This is a genomic window from Brevibacterium sp. MGP-B1 (genome assembly GCF_057766545.1).
Genome location: NZ_CM173407.1, coordinates 2111590 through 2135231 on the forward strand (window position 1 = coordinate 2111590; position 23642 = coordinate 2135231).

General features: G+C 65.2%; 21 protein-coding genes and 1 other RNA gene. 11 read left to right on the forward strand and 11 right to left on the reverse strand.

Annotated features, from left to right (window positions below):
- The first annotated feature begins 595 nt into the window (after positions 1-595).
- The 7 genes from AC3CD9_RS09645 to AC3CD9_RS09675 all read left to right on the forward strand — a co-directional run bounded on the left by AC3CD9_RS09645 (position 596) and on the right by AC3CD9_RS09675 (position 7095).
- Positions 596-1591, forward strand: a complete 996-nt coding sequence (locus tag AC3CD9_RS09645) for an AAA family ATPase (protein ID WP_488367409.1) — start codon at positions 596-598, stop codon at positions 1589-1591.
- 12 nt (positions 1592-1603) lie between these two features.
- Positions 1604-2488, forward strand: coding sequence for a DUF58 domain-containing protein (locus AC3CD9_RS09650; RefSeq protein WP_488367410.1), 885 nt, complete (start codon positions 1604-1606; stop codon positions 2486-2488).
- Positions 2475-2927, forward strand: a complete 453-nt coding sequence (locus AC3CD9_RS09655; protein WP_488367411.1) for a hypothetical protein — start codon at positions 2475-2477, stop codon at positions 2925-2927. The genes AC3CD9_RS09650 and AC3CD9_RS09655 overlap by 14 nt, the downstream gene beginning before the upstream one ends.
- Positions 2918-3892 (forward strand): vWA domain-containing protein, encoded by a 975-nt coding sequence (locus AC3CD9_RS09660; protein ID WP_139470366.1) that lies wholly within the window; start codon positions 2918-2920, stop codon positions 3890-3892. Before AC3CD9_RS09655 ends, AC3CD9_RS09660 begins: the two co-directional genes overlap by 10 nt.
- Positions 3889-5055 carry a vWA domain-containing protein gene (locus AC3CD9_RS09665; RefSeq protein ID WP_488367412.1) on the forward strand — a complete coding sequence of 389 codons (1167 nt, stop codon included), beginning with the start codon at positions 3889-3891 and terminating at the stop codon, positions 5053-5055. The genes AC3CD9_RS09660 and AC3CD9_RS09665 overlap by 4 nt, the downstream gene beginning before the upstream one ends.
- A complete protein-coding gene (locus AC3CD9_RS09670) occupies positions 5052-5837 on the forward strand; it encodes a hypothetical protein (RefSeq protein WP_488367414.1) in 786 nt (261 codons plus the stop codon). Before AC3CD9_RS09665 ends, AC3CD9_RS09670 begins: the two co-directional genes overlap by 4 nt.
- 70 nt (positions 5838-5907) lie before the next feature.
- Positions 5908-7095 (forward strand): histidinol-phosphate transaminase, encoded by a 1188-nt coding sequence (locus AC3CD9_RS09675; protein WP_488367415.1) that lies wholly within the window; start codon positions 5908-5910, stop codon positions 7093-7095.
- 54 nt (positions 7096-7149) lie between these two features.
- Here AC3CD9_RS09675 and AC3CD9_RS09680 read toward each other — a convergent pair whose 3' ends face one another.
- Positions 7150-8571, reverse strand: a complete 1422-nt coding sequence (locus AC3CD9_RS09680; RefSeq protein ID WP_488367416.1) for a PucR family transcriptional regulator — start codon at positions 8569-8571, stop codon at positions 7150-7152.
- Between the two features lie 145 nt (positions 8572-8716).
- Here AC3CD9_RS09680 and speB point away from each other — a divergent pair, with 145 nt between their 5' ends.
- The 4 genes from speB to AC3CD9_RS09700 all read left to right on the forward strand — a co-directional run bounded on the left by speB (position 8717) and on the right by AC3CD9_RS09700 (position 14965).
- On the forward strand, positions 8717-9727 hold the full coding sequence (gene speB, locus AC3CD9_RS09685; protein WP_488367417.1) for an agmatinase: 1011 nt from the start codon (positions 8717-8719) through the stop codon (positions 9725-9727).
- Positions 9728-11431 carry a thiamine pyrophosphate-binding protein gene (locus tag AC3CD9_RS09690; protein ID WP_488367419.1) on the forward strand — a complete coding sequence of 568 codons (1704 nt, stop codon included), beginning with the start codon at positions 9728-9730 and terminating at the stop codon, positions 11429-11431.
- 24 nt (positions 11432-11455) lie between these two features.
- The gene (locus tag AC3CD9_RS09695) at positions 11456-13000 is read left to right on the forward strand and encodes a sodium:solute symporter family protein (RefSeq protein WP_488367420.1); all 1545 of its coding nucleotides are present in this window, start codon (positions 11456-11458) and stop codon (positions 12998-13000) included.
- A 288-nt stretch (positions 13001-13288) separates the two neighbouring features.
- Positions 13289-14965, forward strand: coding sequence for a thiamine pyrophosphate-binding protein (locus AC3CD9_RS09700; RefSeq protein WP_488367421.1), 1677 nt, complete (start codon positions 13289-13291; stop codon positions 14963-14965).
- Here AC3CD9_RS09700 and AC3CD9_RS09705 read toward each other — a convergent pair.
- From AC3CD9_RS09705 to ftsE, 10 genes are all read right to left on the reverse strand, one after another.
- Positions 14946-16055, reverse strand: a complete 1110-nt coding sequence (locus AC3CD9_RS09705) for a DUF418 domain-containing protein (RefSeq protein ID WP_488367422.1) — start codon at positions 16053-16055, stop codon at positions 14946-14948. The genes AC3CD9_RS09700 and AC3CD9_RS09705 overlap by 20 nt on opposite strands.
- 185 nt (positions 16056-16240) lie before the next feature.
- Entirely contained in the window at positions 16241-16879 is a 639-nt protein-coding gene (locus AC3CD9_RS09710; protein WP_488367423.1) for a response regulator, read from the reverse strand.
- Positions 16876-18078, reverse strand: coding sequence for a sensor histidine kinase (locus AC3CD9_RS09715; protein ID WP_488367424.1), 1203 nt, complete (start codon positions 18076-18078; stop codon positions 16876-16878). The genes AC3CD9_RS09710 and AC3CD9_RS09715 overlap by 4 nt, the downstream gene beginning before the upstream one ends.
- Before the next feature lie 95 nt (positions 18079-18173).
- Positions 18174-18731: a hypothetical protein gene (locus AC3CD9_RS09720; RefSeq protein ID WP_488367425.1), complete on the reverse strand. Its 558-nt coding sequence runs from the start codon at positions 18729-18731 to the stop codon at positions 18174-18176.
- A gap of 248 nt (positions 18732-18979) precedes the next feature.
- Positions 18980-19366: an SdpI family protein gene (locus AC3CD9_RS09725; protein WP_488367426.1), complete on the reverse strand. Its 387-nt coding sequence runs from the start codon at positions 19364-19366 to the stop codon at positions 18980-18982.
- 169 nt (positions 19367-19535) lie between these two features.
- Positions 19536-19913, reverse strand: a transfer-messenger RNA (tmRNA) gene (ssrA, locus tag AC3CD9_RS09730).
- 221 nt (positions 19914-20134) lie between these two features.
- Complete coding sequence (gene smpB / locus AC3CD9_RS09735) at positions 20135-20605, reverse strand: SsrA-binding protein SmpB (protein WP_488367427.1); 471 nt, start codon at positions 20603-20605, stop codon at positions 20135-20137.
- 163 nt (positions 20606-20768) lie between these two features.
- Complete coding sequence (locus tag AC3CD9_RS09740) at positions 20769-21998, reverse strand: peptidoglycan DD-metalloendopeptidase family protein (RefSeq protein WP_259357733.1); 1230 nt, start codon at positions 21996-21998, stop codon at positions 20769-20771.
- Position 21999: 1 nt separating this feature from the next.
- A complete protein-coding gene (gene ftsX / locus AC3CD9_RS09745; RefSeq protein ID WP_488367428.1) occupies positions 22000-22914 on the reverse strand; it encodes a permease-like cell division protein FtsX in 915 nt (304 codons plus the stop codon).
- Complete coding sequence (gene ftsE / locus AC3CD9_RS09750; RefSeq protein WP_139908579.1) at positions 22911-23600, reverse strand: cell division ATP-binding protein FtsE; 690 nt, start codon at positions 23598-23600, stop codon at positions 22911-22913. Before ftsE ends, ftsX begins: the two co-directional genes overlap by 4 nt.
- Positions 23601-23642: the final 42 nt, after the last annotated feature.

Here is a 23642-nt window from a genome sequence, read left to right on the forward strand (position 1 = left end):
CCACTAGATGTTGTGTTCGGGTTAGACCTTACCCCTATATCCAGTGTTACACCAGTGTCATTTGCAGGTTCCACACCCTGTGTCATCACCGTCCACAATCGTCCACAGGCTGTGAACGACAGTCATGTAGTTCGATCACCTGCGCGGACGCTGGGATCGGCGGCTTCAGGACCGATTTTCGACCCGTTCTCCATCTCCGTTTTCCACCGCTTTCCACAGGAAAAATTTTTGCCTGTGGGCATGTCGCGGAGTCCACGACCGGTGATTCCGAACTCCTTCGTGCGGCACCGATCACGTCGGCGCGGCGGCAATCATCACAGCGCCTCCTCACATTCGTCCGTCGGTTCCATCGACGCTACAGCCCGGTCCTGACACGAGATGGCCGCGCTGTGAATGGCAGGTGGCGGACGGACGCAAGTCGGGCATGGCACTGCTCTGTGTGTCAACACTGCAACGTTCTCGGCTGTTGCGTGTCAGTGCCAGCCAATATGCTGGAGACCACAGAAACGCATCAGACGGCGTGGCTGAACGACCACAGTGACACCGGAAGACACGTGACACCGAGCGACCAGTGACACCGAGAGACTGAGGGACCATGACGGCAACGGCACCGGCGAACACGCAGGAGATCGCGCACGCACAGACGATCCTCAATGCTCTGGAGTCCTACCTCGACCATTTCGTCGTCGGTCAGCAGCGGTTGCGCGAATCCCTGCTCATCGGACTTCTCTCCAGCGGTCACCTGCTGCTGGAGAGCGTGCCGGGACTGGCGAAGACCACGGCGGCCGCGGCTCTGGCCAATGCCGTGGACGGCCAGTTCTCTCGCATCCAATGCACCCCGGATCTGCTGCCGGCCGACATCATCGGTTCGCAGATCTACAACGCACACGAGGGGTCGTTCAACACCGTGCTCGGTCCCGTACATGCGAACATCGTCCTCCTCGATGAGATCAACCGGTCGTCGGCGAAGACCCAGTCCGCGATGCTCGAGGCCATGCAGGAGAAGCAGACGACGATCGGCGGCAAACGCTTCGAACTCCCCCGTCCCTTCCTCGTCATGGCCACGCAGAACCCGATCGAGCAGGAGGGCACCTACCAGCTGCCCGAAGCCCAGCTCGATCGGTTCATGATCAAGGACCTGCTCACCCACCCGAACCCCAGCGAAGAGGTCGAGATCCTCTCCCGACTCGATTCCGGGGTCTTCGACAAGGACTCGGTGCCCGATCCGGCCTGCTCGCTCGACGATGTCGTGACCATGCAGAGCTACGCCCGCACCGTCTACATCGACCCTGCCATCACCCGCTACCTCGTCGAACTCGTCCACGCCACCCGCAATACGACGAAGTACCTCGGCCGATTCGCCCCGTTCATCGAATACGGAGCCAGCCCACGTGCCTCCATCGCGTTCACGAACGCCGGCCGGGCACTGGCGATGATCCGCGGCCGCAACTACGTCATCCCCGAAGACATCAAGGACCTCGCCCACCGAGTGCTGGCCCACCGCGTCCAACTCAACTTCGAAGCCGCCGCCGAGAACATCACGAGCGCCCAGATCGTCGATGCCCTCCTCATGGCAGTGCCCACTCCCTGATCGGCCGCCGCGATGACTGTCCTGCTCAACCGAATCAAGGCGCGGATGACCATCCACGCCCATCGGCGGACCCGGCGCCTCCTCGACGGCGACTACTCCTCGGTCTTCCACGGTCACAGCCTCGACTTCGACGATCTGCGCGACTACATCCCCGGTGACGAGATCCGCGATATCGACTGGAAAGCCACCGCCAGGCACACAGAGCCCCTGGTCAAACGCTATGTAGCTCACCGTCGGCACATCCTCGGCCTCGTCGTCGACACCTCCCGGAACTTCGACGCCGTCACCTCCGCCGGAGCCGACAAACGCCACCTGGCCATCCTCATGGCCGGGATGGTCGGCTACCTCGCCGTCCGCCACGCCGACGACGTCATGCTCATCCACGGACATGCCGGACACACCACCGCCTCCCCGCGGAAAGGCAGCGAGGCCCACCTCGAGCACCTCCTGCAGCAGATCCTCGCCGAGACCGGCAGCGACTCCCCCGGGTCGATCAACACCCAGCTGCAGTGGATCACCAGCCATATCAACCATCGGATGCTGCTGGTCGTCATCTCCGATCAGGCTCCGCTGGGACCGGAGGCCGAAGCGACGATCCGTCGGCTGCGCGCCCAACATGAGGTCCTGTGGATCACGATCACCGACGCGGACCTCGCAGGACTGCCGTCCGCCTCGGCGCCGTTCGACGTCGCCCGACCCGACCATGGACTGCCGACCTCGGTGATGGCGAAACCCGAGGTCCGACAGGAATTCGCCCTCGCCGAGGCGGCCCGACGTCAGCAGCGCATCGACCTTCTCGCCAAGCTGGGCATCGCCCACATCGAAATCGACCATCCGAAGTCGGCCCTCGGCCGACTGCACACTCTTCTGCTGAGGCACCGCCGTGGGCCCCGCTGAACTCATCGGGCCCCTGGAGGTCTCACCGGCGTGGTACGTGGCAGCCTGCTTCGTGCTGCTGCTGGTGTGCGGAAACCTCTTCGCCCCGCTCTTCCGCGCCGCCGCCGGAGTCACCGCAGCGGACGGACCGCGCATCCCGATTCCCGTGCGCAGCACCTACCTCTCCCGCATCAGCGCCGTGGAGACGGGGCTGACCGCAGAATCGGCAGACGTGCGCGAATCGGCACAGCAGCTGGCGACGATCGTCCGCGAATTCGCCCATGACGCGTGGGGCGTCAAAGCCGAACACCTCACATACCGCGATGCGGCAGTCGCCGGTCTCGACGATCTCGCGCAGTGCCTGCTCGGCCTCTATGAGGCGGAGTTCGCCGAAGCCGAACCGCCCGGTCTGCAGCCGCAGATCGCCGAGGCCCGGAAGTTGGTGGCGCGATGGTCCTGATGTTCTGGTGGCTGGCGCTCATCCTGCTGGCCCTCGCCGCAGCCGCCGTCTTCTGGTTCCGCCGTCCGAAATCGACGGAGTCCTCATTGGCCGTGGCCCACAGCGGACGGATGACGAGCCTGCCGAGTTTCCGCAGGGCCATGCGCAGACGATTGGTGACCACGGTCGCCCTCTTAGGCGTCATCGTCCTCACCGGGCTGTCCGCGCTGGCGGGAGTGGCACGTCCGGCCTGGGTGGAGACGGTCAACCCGGAGCGGAAGATGCGCGATGTCATGCTCTGCCTCGATGTGTCCGGGTCGATGCTCGGCTACGATGCCGATCTGCTCGAGTCCTATCAGGAGCTCGTCGACCGCTTCGACGGCGAACGCATCGGTCTGACCGTGTTCAATGCCACCGCGGTCTCCGCATTCCCGCTCACAGACGACTACGACATGGTCCAGAACTACCTCGCCGAGGCCGAGGAGGGGTTCCGCACCTGGGGCGCAGAGGGCACCGACTACTCGTGGTCGACGTCGCCCCCGAACATCGGCGGCTCCTCACTCATCGGCGACGGACTCGTCAGCTGCGTCGACAACTTCGACCGGCAGGACGAGGACCGGTCCCGGTCGATCATCTTCGCCACGGACAATATGCTCGCCGGTGAGCCGCTCTTCGAGCTCAACGAAGCCGCCGATATCGCCGTCGACGCGAAGGTCCGCGTCTACAGCCTCTCCCCTCCCTCGGTACTGACGACCACTCAGACGAAAGAGCTGCGATCCGTGTCCGACCGTACCGGCGGCGAACAGTTCGACATGGGTTCGGCCTCGACGATCGACCGCATCGTCGAGGAGATCCAGAGCCAGGAAGCGGCGAACACCCCCGGCCGTTCGTACACGATCGTCCACGATATGCCGGTGGTTCCGCTCGCACTCGCCGTCTTCGGCCTCGCCGGAGTGTTCGTACTGGCGTGGAGGACGAAATCATGATCTTCGATCCCGTCTTCACCTGGTTCGGCTGGGGCTTCATCGTCCTCGCCCTGCTCACCGTGTGCATCATCCCCGCCATCCGCGGCGACGGAGCACGCTGGAAGTGGTTCGCCCGCATGGGTGTCGTCGCCGTGCTCGCAATCGCACTGGCACGCCCCGGGATCCCCATCAAATCCTCGACCGAGGAGTACGAGGCACGAGCCGATGTGTACTTCGTCGTCGACGTCACGACGTCGATGGCCGCCGAGGATTTCGACGGGGACGACACCCGCCTCGAGGGGGTCAAGAAGGACATGCTCGAACTCGCCGACGCCTTCCCCGGCACCCGGCTGAGCATCATCACCTTCGCTTCGACCGCAGCCACCGTGATGCCGCTGACGACCGACCACGCCGCCTTCGCCTCCGCCGTCGACGTCCTCGAACCCGAATCATCCGTGAATTCCAGAGGCTCATCGATCACCGAGGCCGGTGAGGAGCTCGATAAGCGGATGACCTCGAACGATGAGGACCGTCCGGAGAACAAGAACGTCGTGTTCTACTTCGGCGACGGTGAGCAGACCGTATCGGAGAATCCGGAGTCGTGGTCGCCCTTCGCCTCCCGCATCGACAGCGGCGCCGTCTTCGGATACGGCACCGATCAAGGCGGGAAGATGCGCGACAGCCAGCCTTTCGGCTACGGGTCCGGTGTCGGTGATCCCGGCAATGCGCCCGGCATCGGCGACCCCGATGACCCAGATGACGATCAGGCACCTCCCGAGTACATCCAGGACCGCAACGGCAATCCGGGGATCTCGAAGATCGACGAGGGCAACCTGCGCCAGATCGCCTCGGACCTCGGCGTCGATTACCACCACCGGGACGGAAACGGCGCGATCTCCAGCGTCTACACCGCCCCGAAGTACGATCAAGCCCTGGTGAAGAAGGACGGCCGGGTCACCGTCGACGAATACTATTGGGTCCCGCTCATCCTCGTCTTCGCGTGGATCGCCGTGGAACTCGTCTTCGGAGTCCGCGAATACCTTCGCCTCAAGGCGATCACCCCCCAACGACCTCGCCGAGGCGGCCCACCCGGTCCCGGAGGTCCGTTTGGTCCCGGAGGCCCACCCGGTCCCAGCGGATCGGTTCCCTACCAGCCGGTGCCCTACGAGGGAGGTCAGCGATGAACCGCCTGCAGAAACTGTGGTCACGGCTGCGTCGGATCACGAAGATCAACCTCATCCTCGGCACGATATTCGCCCTGGTGTTCGGCTATATCGCCATGGCCACATACTTCGGAACCGCCTCGCAGGTCAGATACACCTCGGATGACTTCCCCGGTGCCAAGAAGGCGGCGACGGCGTTCCTTCGGGTCAGCCCGTTCCAACGTCATATCGGCTACTTCAACCGCGGCACTGCCGAGGCGGCCGTCGGCGACTACGACGCTGCCCAGACCGATCTCGAAGCCGCTCTGGAGATCGCTCCGACCTCGGCCGAATGTGCGGTGCGGATCAACCTGTCCTACGTCTATGAGAAGCAGGCAGATCAGATCGCCTCCCAGGACCCCGACCAGTCGCAGGAACTCTACGACCGGTCGCTGAAGACTCTCGAAGACGCGCCTGCGGAATGCCAGCCGAAGAAAAGCGAAGAGAAGCAGAAGAGCCGCCAGGCGAAGGAACGCGTCGAGGACAAAAAGCAGGGCGAGAAGGCCAAGGACGAGGGAACCGACGACAGCGAGTCCGAGGACGAGGATTCGCAGGAGAAGGACTCCGGGGACGAGAAATCCTCCGGAGATGAGAGTCAGGACCCCGGGGAAGATGAGGAGAAGCCGGACGATTCCTCAGGCAAGTCCGAACGTGAGAAGAAGCGGGACGAGCTTGAGAAGCGCCGCGAGGACTCCGAACGGCAGCAGCAACAGCAGGGTCCCGGCGGCGACGGGGGCCGGTCGACCCCGGAGAAACCCTGGTGATCGTCGTCGAGGCCATCTGACCACTCCGGCGACTAGCGGCAGCGCTGATCCGCTGTGACATCATGAGTCCATGAACGTCTCCGACCCCGCTGCTTCAGATTCTGCTTCCTCCTCCGCGCCCGGGACGTCGTCCTCGAGCGCATCCGGCTCCGCCGCTTCGGCGTCTGCACCCTCGGCACCGTCACCGCGACTGCGGGCAGCTCTGGAGACCTTCCCGCCCTATATTCCGGGCAAACCTCCTCGCCAGGTCGAAGGACTCGAGTCGTTCAAACTCTCCTCGAACGAGAACTTCCTGCCGCCCCTGCCGGCAGTCCTCGAGACCATGATCGCTCACGCGACGAACCCCGCGCTCTACCCCGACGACGCGGCACTGGCGCTGCGTCAGGGACTGGCCGACCGCCTCGGTGTCGGACTGGATCAGCTCGTCGTCACCACCGGTGCCAGCGAACTGCTCGTCGCGCTGACCCAGATCTCCTCGGACGTCACCACCGAGGCGATCTATCCGTGGCCGTCGTTCGAGATGTATCCGCAGACCACCGGGCTCGTCGGGTCCACCCGCCGCGAAGTACCGCTGACGGCAGAAGGCCGCCACGACCTCGACGCGATGGCGGCGGCGATCACGGAGGCCACCAGCCTCATCATCCTGTGCTCACCGAACAACCCGACCGGCCCGGTGCTGCGCGACGACGAGGTCCGCACCTTCCTCGACAAGGTGCCTGAGCACGTCCTCGTCGCCCTCGACGAAGCGTACTGGGAGTTCGCCACCGTGCCCGGACGAGCCGATGGACTCGGTCTTGTCCGCGACTATCCGAATCTCGTTCTGCTCCGCACCTTCTCCAAGGCACACGGACTCGCCGGGCTGCGTGTCGGCTACGCCGTCGCCCACCCGCCTGTCATCGCGGGGCTGCTCAAGGCCGTCATCCCCTTCGGCGTCACCGACCTCAGTCAGGCCGCCGCGCTCGAATCCCTCAAGCACTGGGACGAGGTCATCGAGCGGGCCGGCGAGATCGCACAGACCCGCGATGCCTTCGCAGCTGCACTGCGCGAACAGGGCTGGGATGTGCCCGAAGCACAGGCGAACTACGTCTGGCTGCCGCTGGGCGAGAAATCAGCTGCCTTCGAAGATGCCTGCGTCGAACAGGCCGTGGCAGTGCGCAACCTCGGCGCCGGTGTGCGCATCAGCATCGGCGAAGACGAAGCCCTCGCCCGAGTGCTTGAGATCGCCGAACGCTTCCGCATCGAACACTTCGAGGAGTAGTCAGAGGGCACCGCCGCGCGGAGCACCGTGCCGAGCGGCCGGTGAGAGGTGTGCCTAGAGTTCAGCGAGTTCGAGTGCCAACGACACCGCCTGCAACGTTTCGGCACGGGAGAGGTCCCGGCCGAGCAGCTTCTCGATCTTCGCCAACCGCGCCCGCACAGTATGCCGGTGGACTCCCAATTCGGCGGCAATGCGCTCGCGTGCCCCGGACGCGGCGATGAAGGCCCGGAGAGTCTCCAACAGCTCCTGACCGCCGCGTGCCCGAAAGAGTTCGCCGAGAACCCGATCGACGAACCGGTCGGCCGCCTCCTCATCGACCGCCGACAGCAGCGCCCTGACCTCGGAGGCCTCGGACTCGTGCTGGGTCCGCCACAGCATCCACGTGTGATGGAGCTGACCCAACGGCAGCCTCTTCTCCGCGAGCATGTCCAAGCCGGTGACCTCGGCGGCCCTCGTCACCAGCTCATCGAGTCCGCGTTCCTGCGCCCCGACCACCCCGAGCAGCGAACCGGTGCGGGTGAGCAGGCTCCGACCGACGATATCGGCGATGAGGCGTTCGGCGGAGTCCCCACGGACACCGCCGAAGACGCGCATCCCCACCGTCGCCACCGGCGCCAACCCCGTCACCCGGGCCCACTCCCCACGTGCTTCCTCGTCGCTGAGATCGGCGTCGAAGAGCAGCGCACGACCGGAGGGAACGGGCAGATCCGCCAACGACATCGCCAACAGCGCCGAGGCGGTCGACAGCAGCAGGGCACGCGTCTTCGGAGATCCGGCCGCCTCGGCGGGGGTGAGGATCCACCCGAGCGGATGATCACCCCCGATCGGAACGGCCTCGACGATCCGCGAACCGGTGCGGATCAGGCGAGGCCCTGACGTCGGTTTCAGTGATTCCTCGATGAGTGCCGAACGCACGTCTTCCTCGGCATCGTCCCCGCTCAACGCCCTGCCGGTCGGCGAGACGAACCGGACCGGAGCCTCCAGCGTCTCTGCCAGATCGGCCACAAGCGCCGCGGGCCCCTCCCCGGCCAATGCGGTTGCGAAACGGCGGGCGGCGCTGCTCGCCCGGGTCAGCTCCCGGTTGGTCTCGGCCTCACGCATCCGGGTGAAGGCATCGACGACGGCGACGAACGGAACCGGCTCGGGCACGCCGAACAGCGCCAGCCCCGCCTCCTGCGCGGCGGCGACGAGCTTCGGCGGAACCTGCTGCCACGGCAGGTCGGAGCCCAGCCCGATGCCGAGCGCATGCACGCCGACAGACTTGAGGCGGCGCACATAGTCCCCGACCGTGTCCCCGCCGAGGTCCTGACCGACCCCGATCGTCAGCAGCACCTCACCGCCGGCGAGCCATTCGTCGACCTCCGGCAGCTCCGAGGAGTGCACGATCGTGACGTTCTGCTCCGCTGCGGTGGGCGAATCGACGATGACCTCGAGCGCGAGTTCTGCGCGTGACCAGATCTGTTCCAAGGTGACCATGCACCCGATTCTATCCATGCCGGACAGCACTGGTTCCAAATGCACCCCTATGGATATCGGTGTTGTGTGACCCACGTCCTAGGCTGAGGGCATCACCTCCGGCCCGTCCGGGTCGGGTCAGCCGCTACGACGAAGGAGCAAGCCAGTGACGTCTCAGCCGCTCGGCCCAGCCGACTACAGCAAGACACCCCGCTACGCAGGACCCCCGACGTTCGGACTGCTGCCGCGCATCGATGAAGTCGAAGCCGAGCGTCCCGGCGAGAAGGTCGACGTCAAGGTCATCGGCATCCCCTTCGACGCCGGCGTCAGCTACCGTCCGGGTGCCCGTTTCGGACCCGCTCACATCCGCCAGTCCTCGAAGCTGCTGCGCCCATACAACCAGGCCACGAACGTCCACCCGTTCACCTGGCAGCAGGTCGCCGACTGCGGTGACCTCGGCGTCAATCCCTTCGATATCGAAGAGGCCATCACCACCGTCGAGGCCAACGCCGACGCGATGCGCGCCGACGGGGCCAAGCTGCTCACCCTCGGCGGGGATCACACCCTGGCCCTGCCGAACCTGCGCTCCCTGCACAAGACTCACGGCAAGATCGCCGTCCTCCACTTCGATGCGCACCTGGACACCTGGGACACCTACTTCGGTGCGCCCTACACCCACGGCACTCCCTTCCGTCGCGCCAGCGAAGAGGGCCTCATCGACATGACCGCTTCGATGCACATCGGCATCCGCGGCCCCCTCTATGGGGAGAAGGATCTCGAGGATGATGAGGTGCTCGGCTTCCAGATCATCCGCAGCGACGAATACCAGTTCACCTCCGTCCAGGACGTCGTCGCCCGGATGCGGGGTCGCCTCGGCGACGCTCCGGTCTACCTGTCCGTCGACATCGACGTCCTCGATCCGGCCGCCGCACCCGGCACCGGCACCCCCGAGGCGGGTGGAATGACCAGCCGTGAGCTGCTCAACTCGATCCGCGGGCTCCAGGGACTCAATGTCGTCGGCGCCGAGATCGTCGAAGTCGCCCCGGCCTACGATCATGCCGAGGTCACCGGACTCGCCGCCGCCCATGTCGGCTACGAGGTCCTGTCCCTCTGGGCAGCGGAGAACAACGGAGTCACCGCTCCCTCCGGCCCGTCCGGCAGCGCCCTCGGTATCTGAATGAGTACCGAAACGAATGTCCGCAACGGCGGCCGTGCAGTGGTGGCGACCCTGGCCGCCCACGGAGTCGACACCATCTTCGGCATCCCCGGCACGCACAATCTCGAGTTCTATCGGCATCTGCCGGAGTTCGGGATCCGCGCCGTGACTCCCCGCCACGAGCAGGGTGCCGGCTACGGTGCCGACGGGTACTTCCTCGTCTCCGGCAAACCCGGGGTCGTCATCACGACCTCGGGACCGGGGCTGACGAATGTCATCACCGCCGCCGCGACGGCCTACGCCGAGTCCCGCCCGATGCTCATCCTCTCCCCCGGTGTGCCCACCGGGTTCGAACGTGCCGACGTCGGCATGCTGCACGAGACGAAGGACTCCTCCGGTGCGGTGGGCCACCTCCTTGTGTCCTCCCAGCGCACCCGCACTGCCGAAGGTGCAGCTCAGGCCGTCGCCGAGGCGTTCGCCATGTTCGGCTCGGCTCGTCCCGGACCCGTGCATATCGAGGTTCCCCTCGACGTGCTCGAGGGCGCGTGGAACGGCAGCGTTCCGGTCCCGTTCGCGGGTCGCCGTCCCGGACTCGATGATCATGTCGTGTCCCGCGCCGCCGAGGCGATCCGTACGGCGAAGCGTCCGCTGGTCATCGCCGGCGGCGGCGCCAGGGGCGCCCACGCCGAGGTGGCTCGTCTCGTCGAGGGCCTCGACGCTCCGCTGGCGACGACGGCCAACGGCAAGGGAATCGTGTCCGAGACGCATCCGCTGTCGTTGGGTTCGAATGTGCGCTTCCCCAGCGTGCAGGCCGAATCCGCGGCGGCAGATGTGCTCATCGTGCTCGGCTCCGAATTGGCCGATTCCGACTTGTGGGGCGGAGTCATCGGAGCGCAGACGAGCATCGGTGTGCGTGATGAGTCTGCCGGACAGACCGTCATCCGCTGCGATATCGACCCCGACCAGCTGAACAAGAACCTGCCCGGGGACATCCTCGCCTGCGCGGATACTTCCGAGTTCCTCGCCGCGCTCATGAGCGCGCTCGGAATCGGAAACGACGGCGCCGCCTCGGCGAACGATGACGGGACGGATTCGTCCGAACGACACGGATCGGCCGCCTCGGCGAAGGAATCCGGGGCGACTCGGGTCGCCCGGATCCGGGAGGGCTGGGCCACCGATTTCGACTTCGATGCGATCGGCGCCCGGGTCACCCGGCTCGTCGAAGAGGGAGCGGGATCGACCGTCGTCATCTCCGGTGACTCTTCGCAGGTCACCTACGACGGCACGGTGCACGCGCTGACGGCGAGCACACCCGATCAGCTGCTCTATATGCCGGGATTCGCCACCCTGGGCTACGGTATTCCCGCTGCCCTCGGAGCGAAGGTCGCCGATCCTGCGCGACCGGTCGTGTGCATCCTCGGCGATGGAGCGGCCATGTTCTCAATCCAGGAGCTCATGACCGCGGCCGAGCTGGGACTGGGCATCCCCTTCGTCGTCGTCGACAACGGCGGATATGCGGAGATCGAAGGTCAGATGGTCGACCGCGACATCGAACCCTTCGCTGTCAGGCTCGCCCGTCCGGACTTCGCGAAACTCGGCGAGTCCATGGGCGGGGCCGGGGTGACGATCGCCGAGGCGGACATCGATTCCGCTCTGCCGCAGGCCATTGCCGAAGCGCTCGATCGTACCGTTCCCACCGCCATTCACATCACCGTCGGTCACTGAGCCGATCCAACAGAAAGGGTCGCTGTGGACTCTTTGGTAGTCATCATCTATCTCGCCGCGATGGTGGGATTCGGAGTCTGGGGCCGCTTCAAGGCCCATAACCAGGAGGACTTCCTGGTCGCGGGGCGCCGCCTCGGCGGACTGCTGTACACCGGCACGATGTCGGCCGTCGTCCTCGGCGGCGCGTCGACGATCGGCGGTGTCGGCTTGGGCTACACGGCCGGGCTGTCGGGAATGTGGCTCGTGTTCGCGATCGGCTTGGGCATCATCGCGCTCTCGCTGTTCTTCGCTCCGAAGATTCAGAAGCTCGAGATCTACACGGTCTCGCAGATGCTCGAACTCCGCTACGGCAGGGGCTCCCGCTTCGTCTCCGGAGCGATCATGACCGCCTACGGTCTGATGATCTCGACGACGTCGACGGTCGCCTATGCCACGGTCTTCCATGCCCTGTTCGATCTCAACAAGGTGTGGTCGGTGCTCATCGGCGGCGGCATCGTCATCCTCTATTCGATGCTCGGCGGCATGTGGTCGATCACGCTGACGGACTTCGTGCAGTTCTTCATCCAGACGATCGGCATCTTCCTCATCATGCTGCCGCTCGTGCTCTCGAAGTCCGGAGGCATCTCCGAGCTGTTCTCCTCGCTGCCCGAATCGCACACCTCACCGGTGGGCATCGGCTGGGAGGCGATCCTCGGCTACATCCTCATCTACACCCTCGGTCTGCTCATCGGCCAGGACATCTGGCAGCGCGTGTTCACCGCACGCAGCCCGGGCGTGGCCCGGTGGGGCGGCTTCTCTGCCGGCGTCTACTGCCTGCTCTACGCTGTCGCCGGTGCGCTCATCGGCATGGCCGCGACGAAGATCGTGCCCGGCATCGAGGTCCAGGACGATGTGTTCGTCGCCGTCGTCGATGCTTCGATGTCTCCGGTGCTCGCCGGAATCGTGCTCGCTGCGGCCCTGGCCGCGATGATGTCGACGGCATCGGGTTCGCTCATGGCCGCTTCGACCGTCTGTCGTCAGGACATCGTCGAACCGATCCTCGCCCGCAAGGACATCGTTCCTGAAGACGGCGACGGCGTCGGTGCGGGAGCCGGTGCGAAGGATACGGCGACGGATGGATCGGACACCTCGGCGAGTGCGTCCGGCATTTCCGGCTCGGGTGCGAAGTCGACGCTCGTGCGGTCGCTGGTCCGCGAGACCGGTGACGAGGTGCGCGACTCGCGCATCTACCTCATCGTGCTCGGCGTCGTCACGCTGGTGCTCGCGATGATCATGCCCAGCGTCGTCGAGGCGCTCACCGTGGCCTACAACCTGCTGGTGGCCGGTCTGTTCATCCCGATCCTCGGCGGTCTCGTGTTCAAGCGCGGAACGATCGTCGGCGTCATGGCCGGCATGATCCTCGGCGCTGTGACCACCGTGGTCGTCATGATCGTGGCGGGCATCTACGCCAACGAGGCCATCTACCTCGGTCTCATCGCCTCGCTGGTCGGCTACCTCATCGGGTCCTTCGCGTCGAAGCCGACCTCGCCCGAGGTCATGGCCGCCTGGAAGGAACGCATCACCCGCTAGTTGCTACCTGACGGCGGCCCAGCAACCTCGCGCGAGGTATCTGGGCCGCCGTCAGGTAGTTCTGATGGGTGCGAGGTGCGCACTGGGCGTCGCTCGACTTGGTGTCTCAGACCACAGTCACTTATATTCGGAGAGTCAGGCTGAGCCGCCCGCGGCAGCCCCAGAAATGGGCGCCCAGGGCGAGCACACATCAGCCGGTGCTCGAAAAAGGAGCACGAAGCCGCAAACCGCGCGTGTGAGACATATATGGATCCCTCATTTCCATATCTCATTCGCGAAAGGCCTGCCATGGCTCATACCTCCGCGCACGTCGCGCACACCCTTGCCGCCCACATAGACGAGGTCTTCGGCCTCATGGGCAACGGCAACGCCTACTTCCTCGACGCCCTGCTGCGTGACACCTCGGCAACCTACACCGCCGTCCGGCACGAAGCCGGTGCCGTCGTCGCCGCCGACGCTCACTTCCGCACCTCCGGGCGGATCGCCGTGGCCACCACGACCTATGGTGCCGGGTTCACGAATACGCTCACCGCCCTCGCCGAGGCGGCACAAGCCCGAGTTCCCCTCGTCCTCGTCGTCGGGGATGAGCCCACGTCCGGTCCCCGCCCCTGGGACGTCGACCAGATCGCGATGGCCTCGGCTGTGGGTGTGCGCACCTACACCGTCGGTCGGGGCGATGCCGCCGCAGCCACCGTGACCGCGATCGAGCATGCGCTGACATACCGGGTGCCCGTTGTCCTGGCCATCCCCTACGATGTCTCGACTCTGGACCTCGGTGAGGTCCCGGCCGTGCCCGGTCCCAGCCGCCCGTCGCCGATGGCACCGACCGGCGAATTCGCTCATGCTGCTCTTGCACGCCTCGCGACAGATCTGGCTGGAGCGAAGCGTCCCCTGCTGCTCGCCGGCCGCGGAGCCTGGTTGGCCGGAGCCGAGTCCGAACTCGGTGAACTCGTGGACATCACGGGAGCGCTCACCGTGACGACCGCGCTGGGCCGCAACATCTTCCCGGCTGCCGAACACGACTTGGGAGTCGCCGGCGGATTCGGTGCCCCGGCCGCGATGGAACGGATCCGCGAAGCCGATGTGGCCGTGGTCTTCGGTGCCTCGCTCAATCAGTTCACCATGCGTTTCGGAGACCTCTTCCATCCCTCGACGACGGTATGGCAGATCGACACCGACGACCGCGCCACGAACGCCCGCGTCGGAGGCTTCATCCGCGCCGATGCGAAACTCGCCGCCGCCGAACTCATCGCGCGCCTGGCGGCGACCGGCACCGGCAGTGCTGGGAGCTCGGACAGCGCCGACACACGCTGGCACGATTCCGTCGACACCGCTGCCGACCGTGCCTACGTCGTCGGGTCGGAGCTCGCCGAGGATGGTCGGCTCGATCCGCGTGCGGCGGCGAACCGCCTCGGCGAGGTTCTCCCCGAGGATCGGGTCGTCGTCTCCGACGGCGGACATTTCATCGCGTGGGCGAACATGTTCTGGGAGCCCAGCGCACCGGACCGGCTGGCGATGGTCGGCACCGCCTTCCAATCGATCGGACTCGGTTGGCACAGCGTCGCCGGGGCCGCCCGCGCAAACCCGGGCTCGACGATCGTGCTCACCACCGGTGACGGCGGCGGAGCCATGGCACTGTCCGACCTCGACACCGCGATCCGGGTGGCCGGCGGTCGCGGTATGGCTGTGGTCTTCAACGACGCGGCCTACGGCGCCGAAGTCAACCTGTACGGGCTCAAGGGGCTGGAGAAGTCGCCCATGCTCATCGACGAGATCGATTTCGCGGCCCTCGCGACGGCCGCAGGTGGGCTCGGCGTCGCCGTCCGCACCCTATCCGATCTCGCCGTGGTCGAGGAGTGGAGGTCCCGCCCGGTCGACGAACGGCCCTTCCTGCTCCTCGACCTGCGGATCTCCGGCGAGATCATCGCACCGTACCAAGAAGAGGTCATTCGCGTGAACTCGTGAGGGTGCCCGGCTGTTTGCGGTTCTGATTTCGGCCCTCTGCCGACCGGCCCCAGGTGACGAGGCGCCACAGCTTCTCCAGCGGGCCCTGTCCGAACCGGCGCAGCCACAGAGTTGAGACGACGACCTGGACGATGATGATCGCGGCACAGATGACGAGTCCGGCGACGTATCCTCCGTGGTCGTCGAACCGGGCGAGGTCGGGCGCTGCCAGCCGAACGGCGACAAGGATGACGGTGGCGCCGATGTAGTTGCTCAGCGCCATCCGACCCAGCGGTGCGAATACGGACTTCAGGACCGCCTCGGCGGGGGTGCGCAGGAGCAACAGGATGGCGACGATATAGGTCAGGGCCATACACAGGCCCAGGCCGGCATTGATCCACTGGTCGACCTGACGGGTCGTGTAGTCCGTCACGGCGAAGCCGACGACCGCCACGATCAGTGCGAGACCACCGGCGATCGCGACTCGTCCCGGGCGGTTGAGCACGGATCGGAGGAAATCGCTGCCGCCGATGGCGAAGCCGAGCAGGAAGAGTCCGGGGATGACGGCCATTCCGCCTCCGGTGGCCACTCCGGCGATGAGCAGAACGACGCCGAGGATCGTAGTGATGACGTTCCGCCACCGGTCGGCGATCCACGTGGCCGGCAGCAGGAAGACGATCCCGGCGAGCGCATATGGAAGCAGCGCCTCGCCGGGTTGGAGGAGCTGATGGAGCCCACCGAGGATGCCGAGGAAGGCGAACCGGCGCAGCAGAGCCAGGCGCGGTCGGTGGCTGCGGTTCCGGTCGGACAGCCACATGAGCCCGAACCCGATTCCGAAGAGGAACGAGAAGATCGGGAAGAAGCGGTTCTGCACGAAGTCTTCGTAGAAACGGTAGAAGTCGAGGCCCCCACCCTCGACGCCGAGCCCGAAGATCGGCGGCAGGTTGACCAGCAGGATCCCGCACAGGGCGAACCCGCGGATGACGTCGAGTGCGGCGATGCGGGGTCGAGATCGGATATCGGCAGGGCTCGCGGTGGCGGCGAGCCTCGCCGTGTCGGCAGGGCTCACGTTGTCGGCAGGGCGTGTGGTGTCGGGTTGAGGTCGTGTCATGGCTATTATCCTTCCCGGATCGGAGATCTGGCGCATCGGCCGTGCGACCGAGAATCGACGAACGGGGTCGGCCATTCGGCTGATCCCGGCACGACTGGCGGAATGAGGTGGGTGCGGCGGTTGAGGTGGGTGCGGCGGTTGAGGTGAGTGGGACGACTGCACCGTGGGAGAAGAGTTCGCGCTCCTCAGCCGTTGGAGTTCATGACCCCGGATTCCCACATCCGGGCGGCGATCTCGACGCGGTTGCGGGCATCGAGTCTGGTCTGGATGCTGCCCAGGTGGGTCTTCACGGTGCCGAGTGAGATGAAGAGCTCGGCACAGATCTCCTGGTTCGTTCGCCCCACGGCAACGAGCTTCGCGATCTCGGCCTCCCGGTCGCTGAGGCGGTCGATGTACGCGGTCTCCGACCGGGGTGCTGTGGTGCGCCGTCGGAGCAGGTCGAGAGTGAGCGAGGGCGAGATGAGCGCATCGCCGTTCGCCGCCGCTCGGACTCCGGCGAGCAGGAGGTCGGCTCCGGCGTCCTTGAGCAGGAAGCCACTGGCTCCCCCGGCGAGAGCCGCATCGACATAGTCATCATCGTCGAAGGTGGTGACCATGATGACCTGCGAATACGGAATCAGTCGCGGAAGCGCAGCCAAACCGTCGAGGCGCGGCATGCGAATATCGAGCAGCACCACATCGGGCTGTTCGCGTTTGACAAGAGTGATCGCGTCGACTCCGTCGGCGGCTTGCCCGATGACACGGATATCGGCTTCGGCGTCAAGGATGAGTGAGAATCCCATCCGCACCATCTCCTGATCGTCGACGACAGCGACGGTGATCATCGGCTCTCCCCTGTTCGGTGGTCGTTCACTGGATTGAGCGGCAATCGCGCGACCACGCTCCATCCTCCCCCGGGTTCGGGTCCCGCCTCGATCCTCCCGCCGAGGTGGCTCACCCTCACGCGCAGACTGTTCAGTCCCGTGCCGCTACCGGCACCGACCCCACCGGAACCGGGTCCGTTGGTCACGGTCATGGTCAGAGTGCCGAGAGCGTCGGGCCCGGCGAGGTTTTCGGCTGAGTCAGTCGGGGTGGTGGGCTCGGTCATGACGGTGACCGTCACCGGGACATCGGCGCCGGCGTGACGGCGCACGTTCGTCAGGGATTCGACGAGTACACGGTCGAGGACGGGCCAGACCGGGGCGGCCACCTCGGTGGGGGTGTCGATTGTGATCGTCGCGGACTCGCCGAACGCCGCGACCCGGTCGCGCAGAGCCTGCGGGCCCGAAGCGATCGGGGTGCGGGAAGCGGTCTCCGGGCCAGGACCGGACACCGTTCCCTCAGCGGTGACGGGTGAGGCATCGGTTCGCGTGTCACTGCGGGCATCGGAGACGAGGCGGCGGATCTCCTCGAGCGCGCGGGTCCCCGAATCTTCGATCTTCACCAGGGCCGTTGTTCTCAGGTCCGGGTTGTCGCTGCGCCCGGCGGCTTGGGCGAGGACGACGATTCCGGTCACCTCGTGGGCGATGAGGTCGTGGAGTTCGGTGGCGATGCGACGTCGTTCCGCCTCGGTGGCGGTGGCCTGTCTCTCGATCAGTGTGCGGTCATTCGATCGCAGCATCAGACCGATCGCGATCGCGGCGACGATCAGGGCGAACACCATGAGCGCGAAAGTCGCACCGTCGGCCATGACCAGGGGACAGACGATGTTCGCGACTGCGAGAACGACAATGGAGGCGATGCTCATCCGGCTCGACGACGTTCGGGCAAGCATCGCCAGCACCGTCAAGCTCAGCCACAGAGTCGTCAGACTCAGCGTGGCGGCGACGGCGGCTAGGGCGAGGCCGCCGAGCAGTCCGAGGACGGCCCACTCCAGCCGTGCAGACCGTCCCGGACGCAACTGAGCTCGAATGAAAATGGGCAGGGCCACGGCGACGGCGATGATGTTGCCGAGGATCAGCGGCCACCCGCTGCCGACGAGCAGTTCGAAGGCGAAGGTCAGCGGGACCGGGATCAGCCACAGCCAGGTGAGGAGTCGTCTCATTTGCTCACAGTCTAGTCAACGCCGGATGCCAGGTTCTGGTTTCTCGGGATCGGCAGTGTCGTGCGCTGCGCTGACCAAATCGGCGGCAGTCGGTGTCAGCGGCAGTCGGTGTCAGAGTATTCGACCTCGACAACCACGCCATCGTCTCCCGCGGACACGTTCCGCACTTCGGCCGCCTGCGGCAGGGCGCGGTCGGTGAGGGAACGCCCGTCGGCAAGAACATCGAGCCGGTTGCCCTCCGCCCGGGCGGAGAAGGTCACCCTCTTGCCGTCGATGGTGGCCACCTCGGTGTAGGAGTCATCGGGATTCTTCACCGGCCGGACCTGGCCTGACGGGTAGTCGAAGGTGATGAAGCGGGTGAGCCGGTCGGCGTGGCCGTCGACGAGGTGGTGGACGAGGACCTGATCCTTGTTCGTTCCCTTCGCTGGGTCGAGATCGACGTAGCTGAGGTCTGCGGTGTGCTGTGTGGCATAGAGGAGGTAGGGGCGACCGTGGACGTCGATCGTGTCGGGGGTGATCGCGCAGCCGTCCAGGTAGTCGGCGACGTCGGCTTCGAGTGCGACTTTCGCACGATTCTCAGCCACGATGAGGCCGCCGATGAGGGCGATGAGGATGATGACGATGATGCCGAGGGCGATGAGTGCCTTCTTCATGAGTGTGGAGCGTCCTTATCGGATCGGAGTGAGCAGTCAATGTGCTGGGCCGGGGTTTCACGGCCGGCGCGTGGCTGCTGTCTGACACCCTCGATCCTTCCCGTTTCGAGCAGGCCGGACCTCGGCCGATTGGCTGATCGTGATCGGCCGAGTGGCCAGAACTCCGGGGTCTCATGAGGGCGTCGCGAAGTGGGTGCCCAGACGACGGTATGGCGGTCGTCGCCGTGGGAGATCGTCGCCGTGGCAGGTCAGCTGTCCGCGGATCGCGCCGCGCGGTTCGCCGTCGTCCAGACTCTGACAAAGAGGCCGAGGATGAGCAGCCACCCCGAGACCGCGAGAACGGTTCCGACTGCCTTCGGCCAGGCGAGGTTCTCAACGCTCAACAGTGCAATCGAGAACCCGACGGCGATGATGCTGATGGTGATGAGCATGGGAATCGCCGCACGGTGGCCAGCCTTCCAAGCAGTCTCGGACCGCAGCGTCAGCGCCGACCGGATTCCGATTGCACGATTGCGGGGCAGACGGTCGCCGCGGATGACCAATACGAGAACGACGCAGACAACAGCGAGGAGCAGGTAACCGATCAGCGGCGGATAGAACATCGGTGCCGGTCCCCTCTCTGAACTCGGATCCACCGTATCTCATCGGGGCTGAACTCAGCCGCTCTCCAAGGGACAGGTGGGAACGGCACTGTCCGGCCGCCTCGGCGGTGGTGTTCACCGGTGTCGATGTGGTGAAACTTCATGTCTGGGGATCTCCGGACAGCGAAAAGCCCCGGATCCTTGCGGAATCCGGGGCTTAGACACGTGGAGATGGCGGGAATCGAACCCGCGTCCGTCGGCAGATTGTCAGGACTTCTCCGGGCGCAGTTCGTGAATTAGTGTCTTAGGTTCTGGCTATCGCACGAACACGTAAGCCAACGAACGGAGTTGAGTGAAAGTCCCTCAGGCACCCCCAACATGTGCCTGAAGCAGTGGCCTCTTAAGCGACGCCAGGATCTAGAGCAGAGGCAACTCTAGGCTGACGGATTCGCAGCTCGCGCTCTATCAGGCAGCGAGGGCGAAATCGGTGCGGTTGTTAGACTTAGCACCTATTGTTTTGCAGAGGACATTAACGAGGTGACTCTGCATTCTCGGCCCGCTTCTCCCGACGCAGTGTCCAACGTCGAAACCGATCATCCCCATATTCTGTTACCAATCCTGATCAGCTGTTTCATCCGCCGAGGCGGCTGCTGGCGCCGATCAGATAATCCAGCATACTCGTACAACGCAGACCGAGCCAATTGCATTCCCTGAACTCCACGAATATGTGACCGGGCGTGCGCGGATGCGCTCGGACCGCCTCGGCGACGGAACCGGGAGACGGTGGAGATGGCGGGGATCTCACCCGCCATCGACCGGCCCTTACAGGTACTGCTTGGACTTCATGGCGCGTTCGGCTTCGCGTTTGTCCTGCGCTTCGCGCAGAGCCTGTCGCTTATCCCATTCGCGCTTGCCGCGGGCCAGGGCGATCTCGATCTTGACGCGCGAGCCGTCGAAGTACAGCTCCAGCGGGACCAGGGTCCGGCCGGATTCCTTGACCTTCTGCGAGATTTTGAGGATCTCCTCGCGGTGGAGCAGCAGCTTACGACGGCGGCGGGCCGAGTGATTCGTCCACGTCCCCTGCAGGTATTCGGGAATGTAGACGTTCTCCAGCCAGGCCTCATTCTGGAAGATGAGGGCGAAGCCGTCGGTGAGCGAGGCTCGGCCTTCGCGCAGCGACTTCACCTCGGTGCCGGTGAGTACGAGCCCGGCCTCCCACGTGTCTTCGATGTGATAGTCGTGGCGCGCCTTGCGGTTCCTCGCAATGACTTTCTTGCCTGTGTCCTTCGGCATGACCGGCCTCCTCTCTGCTCCCGATCACCTGTGCACGCGTTTGCGGGCACAGCCATCAATTCTATCCCATCGGCGCCCTTCCGCACGCCCGTCCCCTCCCAGAACTACCTGACGGCGGCCCAGCAACCTCGCGCGAGGTAGCTGGGCCGCCGCCAGGTAGCAATTAGAAGATGAAGGGTTTGGGGTCGACGTAGCCGCCGTTCTCCATGATCTCGAAGTGCAGGTGGCAGCCGGTCGACGCTCCCGTCGTACCGGAGTACGAGATGATGTCGCCCTTCTTGACCCTCTGCCCGTCGTGGACCTTGAGCTTCGTATTGTGGTTGTACGTCGACGCGATCGATTTGCCCTTGATCTTGCCGTGGGAGATGACGACGCGATTGCCGTATCCGCCCGTCCAGCCGGAGGTGACGACGATTCCGTCGCCGGCCGACCTGATCGGGGTTCCGCAGGGAACGCCGAAGTCCATTCCGGTGTGCAGCTTCCGTGCACCGGTGATCGGGTGGACGCGGTATCCGAACGGAGACGTCGTCGGGTATCCCTTGGCCGGGTTGGCCAGGACTCCGTCACCGAAGACGAACTTGCCCTTCTTCTCCTGCTCTTTCTCCCATTCCCGGACCTTCTCGGCCAACCGGTCCTGCTCGGCCTTCTCATCGGCCAGCTGCTTCTCGGTCTTGTCCTTGTTGTCGGAGATCGTCTTCTCCGCATCGTCCTTCGCGGAGATGAGGTCGTTGAGGCTGTCGGCCTTCTTCTTCGCATCGACCTGCGCGGCCTCTTTGGCCAGCACCGCCTCGGCGGCTTCGTCCTTGAGGTCGGAGATCTTCTCCGTCACGCCTGAGAGCCGCTCTTCGTTGTTCTTGTTCAGCGCCCGCTGTTCGGAGAGTTTGTCGATCGTGCGCTGCTGAGACCGCACCGCCGAGTCGACACGGCCGATGCCGCCGTCGGCGCTCGTGCCCTCGGCCATCTGGAGCAGCATCGCCAGATCGGAGGTGATGCCCGAGTTCTGGTAGGCCTGTCGTCCGATGCGCGCCGCCGAGGTCTTGTGCTTGTCGATCTCCTCCGTGCCGGACTTGATCGTGTCCTTGAGATCCTTCTGCGCGTTCTCCGCCGAGGTGAGGCGCGCGGCCATGTCCTCATCCTTCTCGATCGCCTCAGCCAGCGCATCGTCGGCGGCCTTCGATTCGGCTTCGGCATCCGGCAGCTTCTCCTGCGCGGCATCGCGTTCGGCGATGACGCGGGCGAGGTCTTCGTCGAGACCTTCGAACTCCTGCTGGAGCTCCTTGACGCGTTCATCGACCTCGCTCTTGTCGTCGCGAGGATCGGCCACTACCGAGGTGACCGGCATGACCACTGCCAGCGCAGCTGCCGTGAGGACGAGTCCGAGTCTGCGTCTCATCTCAGACCTTCGTGTACTTGTTCAGCGTGATCAGCGACGACGCTCCGGCCATGAGCACGCCGATGATGATGAGCACGGGGGTGATGATGAGAACGTCCCATCCGGAGATGAGGCTGAATCCCGTGGCCTGCGACTGCAGCCAGCCGCTGACTCCGAAGTGGACGAGCAGCCCCAGTGCACCGGCGGACAGGGTCGCACCGATGGCCGAGGCGATGACGCCCTCGAGCAGGAACGGCATCTGGATGAAGGTGTTCGACGCGCCGACGAGCCTCATGATGCCGGTCTCCCGGCGTCTCGAGAACGCGGAGAGTCGGATGGTGGTGGCGATGAGCAGCATCGCGCACAGCAGCATGATGCCGGCGATCGCGATCGCCACGATGGTCGCGATGTTCAGCACCCCGAACAGACGGTCGAGCAGCTGATTCTGGTCGACGACCTCTTCCACCCCGGGAGTCGACGAGAACGTCTCCTTGATGATGTCGTACTTCTCGGCGTCCTTGAGTTTGACCCGGAAGGACTCGTTCATCTCGTCCTTGGGCACGGTGCCCTCGAGGCTGGTGCCCTTGAACTGCTCCTGGAAGTGCTCGTAGGCCTCGGTCTTGTCTTCGAAGTAGACCTTGTCGACATAGGGGGCCAGATCGGAGCTTTCGAGTTCGGCCCGGATCTGATCCTTCTGGTCGCCCGTGACTTCACCGTCGACGCAGTTCGTCGCCTCTGAATCCGGTGGGCACAGGAACACTGAGACCTGCACGCGGTCGTACCAGAAGTCCTTCATCTGCCCGACCTGCATCTGCAGCAGGATCGCGGCACCGACGAAGAGCAGGGACACGAAGGTCACGAGCACGACGGAGATGACCATGGAGAAGTTCCGGCGCAGACCCGACCAGACTTCGGAGAGGATGAAACCGGCCCTCATGAGGCGACTCCGTAGGTGCCTTCTTCGACGTCGCGGACGATTTCGCCTTCGCGCAGTTCGATGACTCTCCGGCGCATCCGGTTGACGATCTCTCCGTCGTGGGTGGCCATGAGCACCGTGGTGCCGTTGCGGTTGATCTTCTCGAGAACGTTCATGATGTCAGCGCTCGTCGCCGGGTCGAGGTTGCCCGTCGGCTCGTCGGCGAGCAGGATTCCGGGCTTGTTGACCACGGCGCGGGCGATGGCCACACGCTGCTGTTCACCGCCGGAGAGCTCACTGGGGTACCGCTTCTCCTTGCCTGCCAGGCCCACGGTCTCAAGGACGTCGGGGACGAGAGTCGACATGGCCGCGCGGGACTTTCCGATCACCTGGAGAGCGAAGGCCACATTCGCGAACACGGTCTTGTTCGGCAGCAGGCGGAAGTCCTGGAACACGGTTCCGATCCCCCGCCGCAGGTAGGGCACCTTCCAGCTGGGCATCTTCACCACGGATTTTCCGGCGATGTGGATGCGACCGGAGCTGGGGACCTCTTCACGCAGGATGAGTCGGATGACCGTGGACTTTCCCGAGCCGGACGCCCCGACGAGGAACACGAATTCCCCGCGGTCAGCCTCGAAGGAGATGTCATCGAGTGCTTTGCGGGAACGTGTGTCGTAGGACTTCGAAACGGAGTCGAATCTGATCAAGTCGGTCTTCAATCATGTTGCGGGTGGCTCGGCCGATTCCAC

Excerpts from the sequence above, each read along its gene's own strand:
- AC3CD9_RS09645 (WP_488367409.1), top strand. The coding sequence starts at position 596 with ATGACGGCAACGGCACCGGCGAACACGCAGGAGATCGCGCACGCACAG.
- AC3CD9_RS09650 (WP_488367410.1), top strand. The coding sequence starts at position 1,604 with ATGACTGTCCTGCTCAACCGAATCAAGGCGCGGATGACCATCCACGCC.
- AC3CD9_RS09660 (WP_139470366.1), top strand. The coding sequence starts at position 2,918 with ATGGTCCTGATGTTCTGGTGGCTGGCGCTCATCCTGCTGGCCCTCGCC.
- AC3CD9_RS09665 (WP_488367412.1), top strand. The coding sequence starts at position 3,889 with ATGATCTTCGATCCCGTCTTCACCTGGTTCGGCTGGGGCTTCATCGTC.
- AC3CD9_RS09670 (WP_488367414.1), top strand. The coding sequence starts at position 5,052 with ATGAACCGCCTGCAGAAACTGTGGTCACGGCTGCGTCGGATCACGAAG.
- AC3CD9_RS09675 (WP_488367415.1), top strand. The coding sequence starts at position 5,908 with ATGAACGTCTCCGACCCCGCTGCTTCAGATTCTGCTTCCTCCTCCGCG.
- AC3CD9_RS09680 (WP_488367416.1), bottom strand. The coding sequence starts at position 8,571 with ATGGTCACCTTGGAACAGATCTGGTCACGCGCAGAACTCGCGCTCGAG.
- AC3CD9_RS09690 (WP_488367419.1), top strand. The coding sequence starts at position 9,728 with ATGAGTACCGAAACGAATGTCCGCAACGGCGGCCGTGCAGTGGTGGCG.
- AC3CD9_RS09700 (WP_488367421.1), top strand. The coding sequence starts at position 13,289 with ATGGCTCATACCTCCGCGCACGTCGCGCACACCCTTGCCGCCCACATA.
- AC3CD9_RS09705 (WP_488367422.1), bottom strand. The coding sequence starts at position 16,055 with ATGACACGACCTCAACCCGACACCACACGCCCTGCCGACAACGTGAGC.
- AC3CD9_RS09710 (WP_488367423.1), bottom strand. The coding sequence starts at position 16,879 with ATGATCACCGTCGCTGTCGTCGACGATCAGGAGATGGTGCGGATGGGA.
- AC3CD9_RS09715 (WP_488367424.1), bottom strand. The coding sequence starts at position 18,078 with ATGAGACGACTCCTCACCTGGCTGTGGCTGATCCCGGTCCCGCTGACC.
- AC3CD9_RS09720 (WP_488367425.1), bottom strand. The coding sequence starts at position 18,731 with ATGAAGAAGGCACTCATCGCCCTCGGCATCATCGTCATCATCCTCATC.
- smpB (WP_488367427.1), bottom strand. The coding sequence starts at position 20,605 with ATGCCGAAGGACACAGGCAAGAAAGTCATTGCGAGGAACCGCAAGGCG.
- AC3CD9_RS09740 (WP_259357733.1), bottom strand. The coding sequence starts at position 21,998 with ATGAGACGCAGACTCGGACTCGTCCTCACGGCAGCTGCGCTGGCAGTG.
- ftsX (WP_488367428.1), bottom strand. The coding sequence starts at position 22,914 with ATGAGGGCCGGTTTCATCCTCTCCGAAGTCTGGTCGGGTCTGCGCCGG.